Here is a 16,684-nt window from a genome sequence, read left to right on the forward strand (position 1 = left end):
CTCGACTCACTGGGGAGCCTACGCGTCCCCACCAAGGAGGGCCTCCACGAACGCGGCGGGCTCGAACGGCGCCAGATCGTCCGGACCCTCGCCCAGTCCCACCAGCTTGACCGGGATTCCGAGTTTCCGCTGCACGGCGATGACGATGCCACCCTTGGCGGTGCCGTCGAGTTTCGTGAGCACCACCCCCGTGACGTCCACCACCTCGGTGAAGACCCGGGCCTGCTCGAGACCGTTCTGCCCGGTGGTGGCGTCCAGCACGAGCAGCGTCTCGTCGACCGGGCCGTGCTTCTCCACCACCCGCTTGACCTTGCCCAGCTCGTCCATCAGGCCGACCTTGTTCTGGAGGCGGCCCGCGGTGTCGATCAGCACGGTGTCCACGCCCGTGTCGATGCCCCGCTTCACGGCGTCGAACGCCACGCTGGCCGGGTCTCCCCCCTCCGGGCCGCGGACGGTCTCGGCGCCGACCCGCTCACCCCAGGTCTGGATCTGGTCGGCGGCCGCCGCCCGGAACGTGTCGGCCGCGCCGAACAGCACGGTACGGCCGTCGGCGATCAGCACCCGGCCGATCTTGCCGCAGGTGGTGGTCTTGCCGGCCCCGTTCACGCCGACGACCAGGACCGTGGCGGGCCGGCCGTCGTGCGGGGCGGTCCGCAGGCTGCGGTCCAGGTCCGGTTCGAGGGCGGCGACGAGTTCCTCGGTGAGCTGGTCGCGCACCTCGGAGACGGTCCGGGTGCCGAGGATCCGGACCCGCTCCTTGAGCCGCTCGACGATCACCTGGGTGGCCTCGACCCCCACGTCCGCGGTGATCAGGCTCTCCTCGATCTCGTCCCAGTCGTCGTCCTCCAGATGGTCCCGGGAGAGCACGCTGAGCAGGCCCCGGCCGAGCACCGTCTGCGATCGGGCCAGCCGGGCGCGCAGCCGGACCAGGCGGCCGACCGAGGGCTCCGGCTTCTCGAGGACCGGTTCCTCGAGGACCACCGGCGCCGGCGGCTCCTCCGCGACGACCGGCGCGGACGGCTCGATGAGCGGCGGGATCTCCTCCTCGACCGGCGGCACCGTGGGCGCGGCGGGCGGGCGCTCCAGGGTGGTGGTCGAGCCCGGCGCGGGCGGCGGCGGGAGCTCGCGGCGGCGCATCCTCGGCACCACCAGCCCGACCGCGCCCACGACCAGGACGACGAGAAGGATCACTGCGGCGACCACGTATTCCATGCCCGAATCCTGACAGATGAGCCGTCCGGCCGTGGGAGAGGTCACGCACTGGCGATCCCGGGCTGTCCTGTCGGAGGATGGGGCGCCCCCTCAACAGCGTGGAGGACCCCCCATGCGGCACATCCCCGGACCGGTCCGGTGACCGCTCAGCTTCTCATCGGCCCGGTGCTTCGCCGGGTCGTCGACGACCGCGCCACCCTGTGGCTGGAGACCAGCGAGCCCGCCCGGGTGCGGGTCGAGGTGGAGAGCTCGGGCGCCGGCTCGGCGCAGACCTTTTCGGCGTACGGGCATCATTACGCTCTCGTGGTGGTGGACGGCCTGTCCCCGGATTCCGCGAATCCGTACCGGTTGTTCCTCGACGACCGGCAGGTCTGGCCGGAGGACGGCGCGGAGCAGCCGCCGCCGGTGATCCGCACCCGGGCCGCCGACGACCGTGCGCAGCCGGTGAGCCTGGTCTTCGGCTCGTGCCGGGAGGCCACCCCGCAGGCGAGCAGCCGCCGGTTGCCCCCGGACGCGCTGGACGCCTACGCCCGCCGTCTGGCGACCGACCCCACCCAGCGCCCCGACCTGCTGATCCTGCTCGGCGACCAGGTGTACGCCGACGAGACCTCGGCCAAGGTGCGCCGCTTCCTGCGCCGCCGTCGCCGCGACGGTCACGCCGGCCCGGAGAACCAGGTGGTCTCCTTCGAGGAGTACACGAAGCTGTACCTGGAATCCTGGCGTGACCCGGAGGTGCGCTGGCTGTTCAGCACCGTGCCGAGCGTGATGATCTTCGACGACCACGAGCTGATCGACGACTGGAACACCTCGGCCTCCTGGCGCGCCGACATGGCCCGGGAGCCGTGGTGGCGGGAGCGGATCTCCGGTGGCCTCGCCTCGTACTGGATCTACCAGCACCTGGGCAACCTGAGCCCGGACGAGCTGGCCGCCGACCCGCTGTTCCAGAAGGTCTCCGCCGCCGGGGACGCCACCGAGTTGCTGCGCGAGTTCGGTCACCGGGTGGACGAGCCGGAGTCGGCGGAGAACACCGATGTGCCGTACCAGTGGAGTTTCGCCCTCGATCTGGGCCGGACCCGGATCGTGGTGCTGGACAACCGCTGCAACCGGATCCTCACCCCGGGCGCCCGGGCGATGCTGCCGCCCGCCGAGTGGGACTGGTTCCTGGACCGGGCCCACGGCGACTACGACCACCTGGTGATCGGCTCGTCGCTGCCGTGGCTCATGCCGCCGGCCATCCACTACCTGGAGGCGTGGAACGAACGGCTCGCCGAGTCGCACCGGCCCCGGGCCGCCGCGCTCGGCGAGAAGATCCGGCGGGCCTTCGACCTGGAGCACTGGGCCGCGTTCGGTAGGTCGTTCGCGGCGCTGGGCGAGCTGTTCCGGCGGCTCGGCGAGGGCGATCCGGCCGCCGAGGGGCACCGGATCGGCGCCGGCGGGGTGTACGCGGCGCCCGCCTCGATCAGCGTCCTCTCCGGTGACGTCCACCACTCCTACGTGGCCCGCGCCGACTTCGGTCATGCCATGACCACGCCGGTCTACCAGCTCACCTGCTCGCCGATCCACAACGAGGTGCCGCTGCCGATGCGCCCGCTGATGCGGATCGCCTGGTCCCGCGCGGTGGCGCAGGTGGCCCGCGGCCTGGCCCGCACCCTGTCGGTGCACAAGCCGGCACTGCGCTGGAAGCGGCTGTCCGGCCCGTACTTCGGCAATGCGGTCGGCACCCTCCGTCTGGACGGCGCGACCGCGACCGCCCGCATCGAGGGCACCGCGAAGGACGGTGGGCTGGTCGAGGTGGCGGCCGCCGCCTACCACCCCTGACGTCGTGGAGCCGGCCGCCGTGGTCAGCAGTCCGGGGCGGCCGGCACGTCCCACACCCGCGCGGTGTGATCGGCGCCGACGGTGATCACGCGACCGCTCGTACCGCCGAGGCCCCAGGTGAAGTCCACCACGCCGCCGTCGTGCCCGGTGAGTTCGGCCACCCGGCACCCGCTGTCGACGTGCCAGACCTGTACGTACGTCTCATTCTCGAAATCATCATCGGACACCTTGGCGTTGACGGCGACATACCGCCCGTCCGCACTGAACGCGACGCGCTTCTCCGGTAACCAGCCATCGGCCGGCGCGCCCTCGTCGACCGGCTTCGACTTGACCAGCTCCGTCCTCGGACCGCCCGCCGCCCGGTACAGGGTGATGCCGCTGCCCGGATGCTCAACGGCGAAGGCGCCGCCGACCGGACTGACGGTGATCCGGCTCTGTCTGTCGCCGAGCGGCCGGCCCAGCCGGAGGTCCCAGGCCATCACCTTCCCGTCCGCGGTGGGCAGGACCAACGGTGTGCCCTCGGTGAACCGGCCGATGTCCCGCTCACGCCCGACGTCGAACGCTCGCCAGTCCAGCTTCCATTCGGGCGCCACCACCGGCTTCGTGGGCAGTGCCGCGCCGTTCGCCGCGTCGACGACCTGCAATCGCACCGCGTCCTGCCGGCCCACCCGATTCCCGGCGACCAGCAGCGAGGCGTCCGGGCCCAGGTAGAGGCCGTAGCCCACCACCTGCCGCACCCGGGAGAGGACCGCCCCGTCGGAGAGCCGCCAGACCTGCACCTCGCCACCCGCCGGCGTGGCGCCCAGGACCACCGTCCGCCCGGTGTGGGCGAAGTAAACCCTGTGACGGCCGTAGACGCCTGTCCTCGACATGATCACCGCACCGTCCACGGCACTCCAGAGCCGTGCCCGGTTGTCGTCCGCGTCGTCCTGGTCGCTCCCACCCGAGAAGCCCACGACGCGGTCGCCGTCGGGGCTGAAGGCCAGGACGGAACGTGCTTCCCGGAAGTCCAGGGTGGCGATACGGCGACCGTTCTCGAGGTCGAAGAGGCGGGCACCGTGGCGCCCCCGTACGAGCAACCGAGTCCCGCCGGCGTTGATCGACGCGTCCGCCGGCCCACCGCCCGGATCCCGCAGCACCGTGGGTGCCCGGCCGCGATCCATGGTGTCCCGCACGATCAGGCCGGCGTTGCCGGTGCCGATCAGGAACCGGCCGTGACCGGCCTCCACTGCCGCACCCTCCGGGATGTCCAGCCGGTCCGGGCAGGGCAGGCAGCGCACGTCCCGTGCCCGAAGCTCACCCTGACGTTCACCCCGGTCGTCGTAGAGGACCAGGCCGTCGGCGGCACGCATCCCGTATCCGTCACCTGCGCCCACCACCTCGACCTCGCTACGGCGGCCCCCTGCCAACCTCTGGCTGGTCGCCGTCCGCCACACCTCGGTGAAGCCCTCGGACAGCGGCCGTTCGTACTTCCCCGGATCGGTGACGACGAGACTCCCGTCCGCGCTGAAATGCCAGGTACGCCCCCGGATGTCGATGCCGTCCGGCAGGCTTCCACCACCCGCGGCCAGCCGGTGGAGCCGCAGCCTCCGCTCAGTGCGGATCGCGACGGTGTCCCCACCCGGGCTCATCGTGACGCTCACCGGATCGTCTCCGTACGTCCAGCTCAGGACCTGCCGTGCGCCGTTGCCCGGGGTGGCGGCCAACGGAACCGCCACGACGAACAGCAGCAGAAGGGTGGACAGGCCGGCCAGGACCAGTCGCCGCCGCCGGACGCGGACCGGTTCCGGCCGGGCGACCTGCTGGTCGGCCAGCCGTTCCTGTAACCGGATGTGCCGGAACTGGTAAACGCCGCCGGTCTGCCGCAGCACCTCACGGTTCCGGGCGTCCTCCAGAAACCTGGTGAGCCGCCACGGCAGAATGCCCCGGATCGCATAGGTGGCCCGGACCACTTGGAATCGGAACCAGGCCGTGGTCAGCAACACGAGGGCGGCGAGTAGCGTGCCGCACAGCAGGAGGAAACCGATCAGGTTCCGAGCGTCCTTCGCACTGTCCGGGGAGAGCTTCGCCACGGTGACGGCGAAGACCTCGAGCGGCGCGAACCGGCCCGGCCATCCCGCACCGCCGCTGGCCATCGAACCGGCCAGAGCCCCGGCCGTCATCCCGACGGCCAGGCACGGCATGACGGCCACCACCACGACCACCGCGACAGCGCCCGCGCTCACGATCGCGGATCTGCGATCGCCGGCCAGAACCGCCACCGGGGTCACTCGCCGGGCGTGCAACGGTGGCGCCTGCAACCACGCGTGTACGGCCAACGCCGTCGCCAGCGCGGAGGCGATTCCGGTGGCTGCCCCGATCATCGTCATCAGGAGGAGCCCGTCGCCCGGTACCACGGTGCTGTTCAGCAGCACCGACGCGGCCTCGATCGTCAGCACTGGCAGACCCAGGAGCAGGCTCAGGGCCATCCCGAAGCCGAAGCCACGGCGCAACCGCCGCCACGATCCGGCACCGCGAAAGGACAACCGGGTCGGCGGGCGACCGCTGCCTGCCGGCCAGACGATCGTCACCAGCAGGATGATCAAGATGGCTAGAGGCAGATCACTGATCGGGGCGACACCCGACTGTGCGGCATCCAACACCACTGCCACCACGGTCGTCAGGACCAGCACCGCCAGCCCGCTGCCGACGCCGAGGATCAACCCGCTCCACGGTGAGAGCAGTCGGTCGGCCAGCCGCCACCAGTGCAGGTCCCGGTCCCGATGCCGGTGCAGGTAGCGGGCGAGGAACCTCAGATACCCGGCGGCCCGGTCCGGCGGCCAGGTAGCGCCGCCCGCGCGTGAATCGGCGTAGGCGGCGTCGATCAGGCGGTCGAAGAGCCCGTTCTCCAGGTCCAGCCTCGACTCGTACCCCAACTGCTCGGACGGGTCGCCACCGCGTCGCTGGTAGACGGTACGCGCGATGGTGACCAGCAGCGGTGTGGAGTACGCCGCGGCGACCACCGATCCGGGCCGGTCCAGCTCGGCGAAGAACGGCCCCCACTCGGTGCCTTCCGGCCACTCCACCGCGCTGAGGTACTCGATCGCGTCGCGCGGCTGGACCGGCTGCACGCCGACCACGGTGGCCCGGCGAAGGGGCGGGGCGCCCGCGCTGATCAGATCCTCGTACTCGACCGCCCGGCACGTCACCACGACCGGACGGTCGTCGGCGCCGATCGCCTCGTTGATCGCCACGACGGCCGCGCCCCGGACCGCCTCCGGGATCTCATCGAGCCCGTCGAGCACCGGGATCAACAGTCCGGCCCGCAGCAACTGGCGCGGTATCTCGGTCCGGCCGTCGTAATGCGCGGTCGCCAGGGACCGCACCAGATACCCGTCGAGGTCATCGGTCAGCGGATCCCACGACGACACGGTCACCAGGACCGGCACCGGTTCCCGCTCGCCGGCACGCGCCTGGAGCAGTCCCATCTCGAGGAGCAGGGCCACGATCGACTTGCCCGCACCGGGCTGCCCGATGACGACGAGCCGCCTTACCGGTAACCCGGCGAAGGCGGCCGCCAGACGCGCCGCCACCGCGTCGAACCCGCCCCGGATCCGCCCGTCGAACCGGCCGGTCCCGCCCGGTGATCTCGGTGCCCGCGGATCTCGCTCGGTCCAGGCGAACGGAAGCAGCTCCGGGTCGTAGAGGCCGCGCGCGCCTGCCTCCTCACGCCACTGCTCCAGCAGGATGCCGGCGAGTTCGGCGGCCCGATCGGCCGCGCTCGGACCGGGTTGTCCCCGGTCCAGGCGCAACCCGGTGATGTCGACGGCGAGCGATGCCATCGCGAGGACGAGACCGAGCAGTCCGACCGGCTCGAGCCGCCCGTGCCGAGCCTCCACGGCGATCCATCCGGCGAAGAACAGCACGGCCAGCATCAAGCTGCGCCGGGCGAGCCTCCGCATGCCTGGCGTCGGCATGGTACTCCTCGGGAACCGCTCGGAACGGCGCGACGATGTCGCCGGTTCCTATCCCGGCGGGCGCCCGGCGACCACTGTAGGAAGCCGCCCGCCGGGCAGAACAGGGTGAACCCGTTCGGGTGTCACTCCGGCAGGTCGAGGACCTTGCGCAGGTAGGGGACGTGTTCCGGGCCCGCCCAGCGATACCCGGAGAGTCCCGCCGAGCGCGCCCCCCGGATCACCCGGTCGTCGTCGTCGACGAAGAGCACGTGCTTGGGCAGCTCGCCGATCGCCTGGCAGGCCTGCTCGAAATACTCCGGGGCCGGCTTGTGGACCTTCAGCTCCCACGAGCTGAGCACCAGGTCCACCTCGGCGGTGAGCCCCAGCGCGTCCAGGTCGTCGCGGAGCCGGTCGGTGGCGTTGGTGGCGATCGCCACCTTACGGCCGCCGGCCCGCACCTCCCGGACGAAGGCGAGCGCCTCGGGGTCCACCTCGCCCCGGTACGCCTGCCAGGCCGCGACCGCCGCGGTGGACTCCTCCACGGACAGCGGCAGCCGGTCGGCGACCAGCTTCATCCACTCGGCGTCGGTGATCTCCCCGGCCATCGCGGGCCGGTAGATGTCCCACGACATCGCCGTCTCCAACAGCGAGGCGGGTTTGAGCCCGTACTCGACCTCGACGGCGATCATCGGGGCCGGGTCCCAGCGGCGCAGCACGCCGTCCAGGTCGATCAACAGGGCCTGGGCGCGGTCGCGCATGGTTCTACCTACTCCTCCGGGTCGCGGTTGAGGCGCTGGCTGATCACCTGGGTGACGCCGGCGCGCATCGTGACGCCGTACAGGGCGTCCGCGACCTCCATCGTCCGTTTCTGGTGCGTGATGATGAGCAGCTGGCTCTTCTCACGGAGCTGCTGGAAGAGGGTAATCAACCGGCCCAGGTTGACGTCGTCGAGGGCCGCCTCCACCTCGTCCATGATGTAGAAGGGCGAGGGGCGGGCCCGGAAGATGGCGCAGAGCATGGCCACCGCGGTCAGCGAGCGCTCCCCACCGGAGAGCAGCGACAGCCGCTTGATCTTCTTGCCCGGCGGCCGGGCCTCCACGTCGACGCCGGTGGTGAGCATGTCCTCCGGGTCGGTGAGGATGAGCCGGCCCTCACCACCCGGGAAGAGCACCTGGAAGACGGCCTGGAACTCACGTGCGGTGTCCTCGAAGGCCGACGTGAAGACCTCCAGGATCCGGTCGTCCACGTCCTTCACGACGGTGAGCAGGTCCCGCCGGGTGGCCTTGAGGTCCTCCAGCTGGTCGGAGAGGAACTTGTACCGCTCCTCCAGGGCCGCGAACTCCTCCAGCGCCAGCGGGTTGACCTTGCCGAGCAGGGTGAGGTCGCGTTCCGCCTTGTTGGCCCGCTTCTCCTGGGTGGGCCGGTGGAAGGGCACCGGCTCGGGCGCCGGCTTGCCCTCCCTCTCGGCCTGCGCCACGTCGGCCTGGGTCGGCGGCACCGGCTGGTCCGGGCCGTACTCGCTGATCAGCGTCTCGACGTCGAGCGAGAAGTCCTCGGCGGCCTTGGCCTCCAGCTGGTCAATGCGCATCCGCTGCTCGGCGCGGGCCATCTCGTCCCGGTGCACCTCGCTGGTCAGCCGCTCCAGCTCGGCGACCAGGCGCTTGGCCGTCGCCCGTACCTCCTGGAGCTCCGCCTCCCGGCTGGTCCGCGCCTGCGCGAGCTGGTCGCGGTGCTCGGCCGCCGCGACCACGGAGACCGCGACCCGTTCCAGCGCGGCGGCCGCACCCAGTGCGACCGCGCGGGCGATCTCGGCGCCTCTCGCGCGCGCGGCCCGCCTCGCGGCGGCCCGTTCCCGGGCCTGCCGCTCCGCGTTGGCCTGGCGCATCAGCGAGTCGGCCCGGCCCGCGATGGAGGAGACCCTCTCCTCAGCGGTACGGACGGCGAGCCGCACCTCCATCTCGTTCTGCCGGGACTGCGGCACCAGGGCGGCCAGCCGGTCACGTTCCTCGGTGGACGGCTCCTCGTCGAGCGGGGTGTCCTCGGCCAGCCGCAGCCGCTCCTCCAGCTCGGCCACCCGCATCAGGTCGGTCTCCCGGGCAGCCTGCGCCTTCTGCAGGGAGGCCCCGAGCCGCTCGGTCTCCGCCTTGGCGGACCGGGCGGCGGCGCCCAGCTCGGCGAGCCGGCGGGCGGCCGCGTTGCGCTCGCCCTCGGCGGCCCGCTTCTCCTGGGCGGCCACGCCGACCGCCTGCTTGAGTTCGGCGACCTCGGCCCGGGCCTCGCCCAGCCGCTCCTTGATCTCGGCGATGCTCTGCTCGGCGGTGGCCCGCCGGGCCTTGGCCTCGTCGACCGCGGCCTGCACCTCGATGTAGCTGGTGGCCTTCGCCGAACCGCCGGCCGCCGCGTGGTTGCCCAGCACGTCGCCCTCCGGCGTCACCGCACGCAGCTCGGCGTTCGCCGCGATCAGGCGCGCGGCGGCGGCCAGGTCGGGGACCAGCACCACGTCGCGCAGCGCCCGGTTGAGCGCGGGCCGGATCTGCTCCGGGCAGTCGATCACCTCGGGCGCCCAGACGGCGCCCTCCGGCAGGTCCGGCCGCAGGCTCGCGAGCGGGCCCCGCATGCCCGGCCCGGCGGATCCGGCGACGACCAGGTCGGCCCGGCCCGCGTCGGCGATCTTGAGGGTACGCATGGCCTCGATCGCCTCGTCCACGCCGGCCAGGGCGACCGCGTCGGCCAGCCCGCCCAGCGCGGCGGCGAGCGCCACCTCGTGACCCGGCCGGACCGTCAGCATCGAGGCGAGGCTGCCCAGCAGCCCCGGCACCTGACCGGCCCGGGCCAGCAGAGCCCCGGCGCCGTCCTTGCGCTTGAGGCCCATGGCCAGGGCTTCCTCACGCGCCTTCCAGCTCGCCGCGTCCTTCTCGGCGGCCCGCTCGGCGTCGTTCAGCTCGCGGACCACGGCCGCGGCCCGGTCGTGCGCGGCCACCGCCTCGTCGTGCCGCGCGTCCAGGTCGGCGTTGTCCCGGTCGGCCTCCGTCGACTCGGCGGAGACCAGGTCGACCTCGGCCTGGGCGGCCTCGGCCCGCATCATCGCGTCGTCGTGCGCGGCGGCGAGCCGCTCGATCTCCTCGGCCGCGCTGCTGGTACGGGCACGGGCCGCGTTCACGTTGCCGGTGAGCTTGGCCAGGCCCTCGCGCCGGTCGGCGATCGCCTTGGCGGCGGTCCGGAGCTCGCCCTCCGCGGCGGCCAGCTGGCGTTCCTGGTCCTGCCGGTGCTCCACCGCCTCGGCCAGGCGCATCTGGTCATCGGTGAGCGCCTCGCGGAGCTCGTCCTCCTGCTCGCGGACCCGCTCGGCCTCGGCCTCCAGCATCTCCGGGTCGCGGCCGGGACGCTCGTCGTCGGGGGTGGCCGCCAGGTGCCGCAGCCGCTCGGTGGCCAGCTGCTCGGTGGACCGGAACCGCTCCTGGAGGGCGGACAGCTTGTACCAGGTGTCCTGCGCGGCCTGAAGCAGTGGAGCGTCCTCGGCGTGCGCCAGCTCCAGGTCGGCCAGCCAGCGCTGGACCTCCCGGTTCTCCTCCTCGACCTGGCCGCGCCGCTCCCGCATCGCCGACTCGTCGGCGATCTCCCTGTCCAGCGTGGTGCGCAGCGTGTGCAGGTCGTCGGCGAGCAGGCGCAGCCGGGCGTCGCGCAGGTCGGCCTGGATGCCGGCCGCCCGCCGGGCCACCTCGGCCTGCTTGCCGAGGGGTTTCAGCTGCCGCCGCAGCTCGGTGGTCAGGTCACCCAGGCGGTTCAGGTTGACCCCCATGGCGTCCAGCTTGCGGATCGCCTTTTCCTTGCGCTTGCGATGCTTCAGTACGCCGGCCGCCTCCTCGATGAAGGCGCGGCGGTCCTCGGGCTTGGCGTGCAGCATGGCGTCGAGCCGGCCCTGCCCGACGATGATGTGCATCTCCCGGCCGATGCCGGAGTCACTGAGCAGTTCCTGGATGTCGAGCAGCCGGCAGGAGTTGCCGTTGATCTCGTACTCGCTCGCGCCGTCCCGGAACATCCGGCGGGTGATCGACACCTCGGTGTACTCGATCGGCAGAGCGCCGTCGTTGTTGTCGATCGTGAGGGTCACCTCGGCGCGGCCCAGCGGCGCCCGCCCGGCCGTGCCGGCGAAGATGACGTCCTCCATCTTGCCGCCGCGCAGCGCCTTGGCGCCCTGCTCGCCGAGAACCCAGGCGATGGCGTCGACGACGTTGGACTTGCCGGAACCGTTCGGCCCCACCACACAGGTGATGCCGGGCTCCAGCCGCAACGTGGTGGCGGAGGCGAAGGACTTGAAGCCCTTGACCGTCAGGCTCTTGAGGTGCACGGATCTCCGAGGAAGGGTCGGCCGGGAACGTCTGCTGGGAGGCAGGCTACCCGCCGGTCCTGTCCAGCAGCGGAATCACGTGGGTAAAAAGCTGCGCGCCGCCACGGGAGTGGAGGCGCGCTTTTTCTTCGGTGCGTCTGGTGTGCGAGGGGATGATGACGCCGGCCGGACTACCTCGCAGTACCCACCGGCATCAGGATGGAGTTCAGGTCAGGGCGGGCTCGGTCAGCCGCGCGAAATCGTCTGCTTCCACCGCCGCCGCGGCGAGACGATCATTCTCCGCCCGGAGGCGGGTGACCTCGAACTCCAGGGACTGCACCCTGGAACGCAGTCGGGTGACCTCGTCGAGGAGGCGCCGGTCGGGCGCCGCACCTACGTGGCCAAAGAGGGCCTTCGCCATCGTGACTCCTTGTGACGCGCTGCGTCTCGATTTGTGATGCGTTGCCGGAAAGGCCGGCCAACGTGGCGCCCAGCGAGCTGATCAGTACGCAGTAACCAACTCAGTGCGAACTGAACGCACCACATGCTCACGGGCACGCGTGAACACAGAATCCCGCCAAGAACTCAGCGAGGCTCTAGATGGTGCAACGACCCAAGCCACGAATGATCCGGGGCATGAGTGGGCGCGACTGGCGACAACTCCATAGTCCGCCGATACCCACTCTCCGTCAAGCCGAGGCTGAGCCGGGGGCGTGCCGGAGTCGGGTGAATCACGCCACCACAGCGCTTCAGCAGGGATTATGCCTCGTCGGCGGGCATCTCGATCCCATCAGGCACCGCCATTTTCCGCAAGATCTGACGGTTCGGGACAGGGGTCGGGGCGGGGCGCCCGAAGGGGTTCACGGGCCGACGGCACGAGCACACCGTGGAGACGGACGGGTGGAGATCGACGGACGGTACGGGCGCGAGCGCGGGAAGTAGGCGCGCACGTCATGGCCTTTCGGGTAAAACCGGGCAAAGCTGGCCGACAAACCGGTACAAATAGTACGTAATTGTGTCGCCTAGCCGACATGCTCCGGTGACTTCGGCGGTTTGTGTCGTTGCCTCCAGCGTGAATCCGACCCCGTCACGCGAGCGCATCTGTCTGCTCACCGGCGGCGGGTACCCGTACCGGCGGGACGCCCTCGGCGGATGGTGCCGGACCCTCGTCGAAGGGCTGCGCCGGTTCCGCTTCGAGTTGCTGACCGTCACGGACCGTGAACCACCGTCCGCGCCGGCGTACCCGCTCCCGTACAACGTCGGCTCGGCGCGTGCCATCGCGCTCGGCCGCGACCCGGCACGTGCCGACCGGCGGCGCGGCGCTGCCGCCGACGACGCCGCCGAGGCCGCCACCCTGCTCTGCCGGGGCCTGCTCGGCGACGCCGCCCCGATCGCCGCCCTGTTCGGTGAGGGTCTGCGCCGCATCACCGGGCTCTGCCCGCCGACCGAGGACTCCGGTCGTGCCGGCCCGCTGTCATCGCTGCCACTCACCGAGGCGCTGCTCGAGGCGTGGCGGCAGCGCCAGGCCGACGCCGCGGACGGGCAGCCGCCGATGCCCCGGCTCAGCGTGCGCGACGCCCGGACCGCGGCCACCCTGATCCGGCACGCCATGCGGGCGCTGGCCGTACCGCTGCCCGAGGTGGAGCTGGTGCACTGCGTGGGCGGGACCACCCCGCTGCTCACCGCGCTGGCCGGGCGCTGGCGTACCGGGGTTCCGCTGCTGCTCACCGAGGCGCGCACCGCGGTGGTCCGGCAACGGCCCGCCGAGGAACGGCTCTCCCCCGGGGTGCGCACCGTGCTGCGCCGGTTCCGCACGTCGGTGGCCCGCACCGGGTACGCCGAGGCGGAACTGATCGCGCCGCTCTCCACCTATCACCACGGCTGGGCGCTGGAGCACGGCGCGCAGCCGACCCGGCTCGTCCAGGTGCCGGCCGGGGTCGACCCGCGGGAGTATCCGGGGGCCGCCGAACCCACCGGGACGCCGACCGTGGTGTGGGCCGGCAGCGGCGGGCCGGACAGTGGGCTGTCCTGTGTGCTGGAGGCGTTCACCGAGGTGGCCGCGGCCGTGCCGGGGGCGGTTCTGCACCTGGTCGGGATCACCGCGGCCCACGAGGAGCAGTGCGCCGAACAGATCGAGCGCACCGGGCTCGGCCGGGCCGTACGACTGCACCACCTGCCCGCCGATCCGCGCGACCGGTACACCGTCGGGCAGGTGGTGGCGCACGTTCCGGGGCCGGCGGATCCGCCGTACCGGCTGGTCGAGGCCATGATGTCCGGCCGCGCGGTGGTCGGCGTCGACATCGGGCCGGCCGGCGAGACACTCGGCGACACCGGACTGCTGGTGCCGCCCGGCGACCCGTCCGAGCTGGCCATCGCCATCGTCGGGCTGCTCCGGTCCCCCGACCGCCGCCGGGCGCTCGGGGAGGCGGCCCGGCAGCGTGCCCTCACCCATTTCACCGTCGACCGGGTGGTGCGGGTGTACGGCGCCCTCTACTCCGACCTGGCCGCGCCACCCCCGGCGCCGGCCTTCGAACTGGCACTCACCGTTCCCGCGCCCCGGATCACCACGCCGGCGACCGTGCGCTGGCTAACTCGGGAGAAGGTATGAGGATCACTCCGCCGCGCGGCACGGGCGGGACGACGACGACGCGTTCCGTACGCGTCCGCAACCGCCGCCGGCAGAACGCCGCCACCGACGCCCGGTATGTCGCCGGGAACCAGCCGGAACTGGCGCCGCCACGACGTCGCCCCGGCCGCCACGCCGCCGAACCGGAGGTGGAGACCCCCACCGGACCCGGGCTCCCGGACGTGGAGTCCCGGGCTCCGGAGTCCTGGGACCCCTGGGCGGCGGCCGAGAAGAAGCTCCCGGCCGCGAGCATCACCGACCCGCTGGAGGGCTCCGGGGTCGTGGACGCGCGGGCCTTCTGGTCCGGGGCCGGTTCCACCTCCCAGGAATGGACCCGCACGAGCGGGAGCACCTCCCAGGAGTGGGCCGACACCAGCGGGCACGCCGCGCAGGAATGGGCCGGTACCAGCGGGCACACCACCCCGGAGTGGACCGACACCAGCACGGACGCCGTCCAGCAATGGACCGACACCAGCACGGACGGTGTCCAGCAATGGACCGACACCAGCACGGATGGCGTCCAGCAATGGGAGGACGCGGGCGGGTACGCCGCCCCGGAATGGACCGACACCAGTACGGACGGCGTCCAGGAATGGTCCGGTAGCGGCGGGAACACTGCCGAGAGCTGGGCCGGGGCAGCGGAGAGCGGCTTCACCGGTGGGTGGGAGAGGGCGGCCGGGACCGGTGACAACCTGACCGGCTCCTGGATCTGGCCCGCGGGCACGCTCACGGGGGCCGGCACCGCGCCGGATGCCTGGGCCACCGGCACCGGTGCGGTCGAGGGCCTGCCGGTGCGGGGGTGGGAGAGCGACGGGACAGCCGCCGCTCCAGGGCTCCGGGACGAGCCGGCCGGGGGTGTCTCCCTCCACGGTGAAGCGGGCGCGCGGGACACGTACCCGGAAAGGCGTGAGCTGGAACTCCGGCCGGCCGGACGGCGGCGCACGGCGCGACCGGCGCGTGCCCGGCGCGCTCCCGGCGGATATCTGGTCGCCGCGCTGGTCCGGTGCGGCCTGTATCTCGGGCCGCTCAGCCTGGCCGTCGCCGGGGCGGAGTCGCTGGGACGGGTCGCATGGCCGGTTCCGGCGGCGACGCTCCTGCTCGGGTGGACCGCCGCGCAGGGGCTGGCCGCCATGGGGGTCAGCGCGGCCCGCCGGGGTGGCCCGGCCGCCGCGGCACGCATGGTGGCCTCCGGGTTCGCCGCGGTCATCGGGATCTGGTTCGCGCTCGTGTGGGTCGCGCCGGACGTGCTGCTCGGACCGGACCGGGCGCTGGCCGCCACGGTGGGGCTGGGCGGGCTGATCAGCCTCGGCTGCGTCACCGCGGCGCTCGTCACCCGGGCCGAGGCCTCGGTGGCCGCCTGGTTCACACCGTGCTGGCTGCTCGCCGCCGCGACCCTGGCCGATTCCGCCGGGCTGGACCGGATCGCCGCCGTGCCGGTGGAGACCCTGCTTCCGGCCGCGATCGTGGCGGTGACGGTGCGCGCCTTCCGGCCCGCCGTGCTCGGCCGGACCACGCGGCCCGCCCGGCTCGACCCGGCCGAACGGCGGCGCGGCGTCGCCTACCTGGTGATCGGGGCCGCTCAGGCGGTCAGTGTGGTGCTGCTCTGGCGGGGCGGGCCGGCCGCCATGCCGGTGCCGGCGGTGCTGCCGTTGCTGGTGGCGGTACCCGTGCTGGAGGGGCTGATCGGCTGGCACACGGCCCGGCTCGACGCGGGGCTGGACTCGGCCGAGACGCCGGAGGAGTTCGACCGCCACGTCCGCAACGTCACCGCGATCACCCTGGCCGGGCTGGTGCCGCCGCTGGCCGCCGGGTGTGGGCTGCTGCTGGCCGCGTACCGGCTGCCGTACGGGCTCGCCGGAGTGCCGGGCGCCAGTGACGCGGTGCTGGCACTGGCCGCCGGCACCCTGCTCGGCGGGGTGTTCGCGGTCACCTTCCTGCTGGCGGCCCGGTCCCGGCACGGGATCGCCGCGGTCCTGGCCGCCTTCCCGCCGATCGCCGCCGCGGTGCTGGCCATGTCCGCCCCGCCGGAGGGGATGCTGCCCGCCGCCGTCGCCGTACTCGCCGCGACGCACCTCGCCGGCCTGCTCATCGTCGCCCTGACCGCCGCCGACCTTCGGAGAACGCCGTGAAGACCCTCTTTCCCCCGTACGCCCACCCGTCGCCCTACCTGGAGCTCGACACCGACACCTGGATCGTCCGGGAACAGCCCGGCGACCGGCGGATCCTGCACCAGTCGCTGGGCCGGATCGACCTGGACTGGGGCAGCCGCTCCCTGGCCGACGTGCTCTCCGACGTGGACGCCTGGCGGGCCGACGGCGTGGAGGGGCTGTTCCTGGACCGGGCGCCGGCCGGGTCGGGCGGGGTCGGGCCGGTCGCGCTGACCGTCCGGCTGGCCGCCCGGCGCGGGCTGCACCGGGTGGTGCTGAATCCGGGGGTGCCGACCCATCCGCTCTACCGGGACCTCGGGGTGCGGATCTGCACGTTCGAGGGCCCGTGGTCGGCCTACCAGAGCTGGGACGGCGACGGTGTCCGCCCCGGCGACGGGCACATCGTCCACGGCGTACCGGCCCCCTTGCTCACGGCGGCCCGCCGCCTGATGGGCCGCCGGGGCGCCGGTTTCGGCCTGGCCACCGACGCGGCCCCCCGCATCAGCGCCGCAACCGCCTCACACGGCTGACGCCCCCGACGCGAGCGATCTTGGACGATCGATCACCGAAAAGGGTGGGAAGGCGTCCAGGATCGCGTTGGGGGCGGCTTCGCGCGTAC

The 16,684-nt window shown here is 72.8% G+C and carries 9 protein-coding genes; 4 read left to right on the forward strand and 5 right to left on the reverse strand.

Annotated features, from left to right (window positions below; all coding sequences use genetic code 11):
• Window positions 1-18 precede the first annotated feature (18 nt).
• Window positions 19-1,212 (reverse strand): signal recognition particle-docking protein FtsY, encoded by a 1,194-nt coding sequence (gene ftsY / locus BJ964_RS04400; protein WP_188119479.1) that lies wholly within the window; start codon window positions 1,210-1,212, stop codon window positions 19-21.
• Between the two features lie 138 nt (window positions 1,213-1,350).
• Here ftsY and BJ964_RS04405 point away from each other — a divergent pair, with 138 nt between their 5' ends.
• The gene (locus tag BJ964_RS04405; protein ID WP_188119480.1) at window positions 1,351-3,030 is read left to right on the forward strand and encodes an alkaline phosphatase D family protein; all 1,680 of its coding nucleotides are present in this window, start codon (window positions 1,351-1,353) and stop codon (window positions 3,028-3,030) included.
• A 23-nt stretch (window positions 3,031-3,053) separates the two neighbouring features.
• On the opposite strand, the gene BJ964_RS04410 is transcribed toward BJ964_RS04405, so the two are convergent.
• From BJ964_RS04410 to BJ964_RS04425, 4 genes are all read right to left on the reverse strand, one after another.
• On the reverse strand, window positions 3,054-6,986 hold the full coding sequence (locus BJ964_RS04410; protein WP_188119481.1) for an NACHT and WD40 repeat domain-containing protein: 3,933 nt from the start codon (window positions 6,984-6,986) through the stop codon (window positions 3,054-3,056).
• Between the two features lie 122 nt (window positions 6,987-7,108).
• The gene (locus BJ964_RS04415) at window positions 7,109-7,723 is read right to left on the reverse strand and encodes an HAD family hydrolase (RefSeq protein ID WP_188119482.1); all 615 of its coding nucleotides are present in this window, start codon (window positions 7,721-7,723) and stop codon (window positions 7,109-7,111) included.
• Window positions 7,724-7,731: 8 nt separating this feature from the next.
• Window positions 7,732-11,313 (reverse strand): chromosome segregation protein SMC, encoded by a 3,582-nt coding sequence (smc, locus tag BJ964_RS04420; protein ID WP_188119483.1) that lies wholly within the window; start codon window positions 11,311-11,313, stop codon window positions 7,732-7,734.
• A gap of 205 nt (window positions 11,314-11,518) precedes the next feature.
• Entirely contained in the window at window positions 11,519-11,713 is a 195-nt protein-coding gene (locus BJ964_RS04425; protein WP_188119484.1) for a hypothetical protein, read from the reverse strand.
• Window positions 11,714-12,364: 651 nt separating this feature from the next.
• Here BJ964_RS04425 and BJ964_RS04430 point away from each other — a divergent pair.
• The 3 genes from BJ964_RS04430 to BJ964_RS04440 are packed head-to-tail and all read left to right on the forward strand — an operon-like array spanning window position 12,365 to window position 16,595.
• Window positions 12,365-13,900 carry a DUF3492 domain-containing protein gene (locus tag BJ964_RS04430; RefSeq protein ID WP_188119485.1) on the forward strand — a complete coding sequence of 512 codons (1,536 nt, stop codon included), beginning with the start codon at window positions 12,365-12,367 and terminating at the stop codon, window positions 13,898-13,900.
• Window positions 13,897-16,047 (forward strand): hypothetical protein, encoded by a 2,151-nt coding sequence (locus tag BJ964_RS47755; RefSeq protein ID WP_229806563.1) that lies wholly within the window; start codon window positions 13,897-13,899, stop codon window positions 16,045-16,047. Before BJ964_RS04430 ends, BJ964_RS47755 begins: the two co-directional genes overlap by 4 nt.
• Entirely contained in the window at window positions 16,044-16,595 is a 552-nt protein-coding gene (locus tag BJ964_RS04440; RefSeq protein WP_188119486.1) for a spherulation-specific family 4 protein, read from the forward strand. Before BJ964_RS47755 ends, BJ964_RS04440 begins: the two co-directional genes overlap by 4 nt.
• Window positions 16,596-16,684 lie beyond the last annotated feature (89 nt).

This window comes from Actinoplanes lobatus, from assembly GCF_014205215.1.
Classification (GTDB): Bacteria; Actinomycetota; Actinomycetes; order Mycobacteriales; family Micromonosporaceae; genus Actinoplanes; species Actinoplanes lobatus.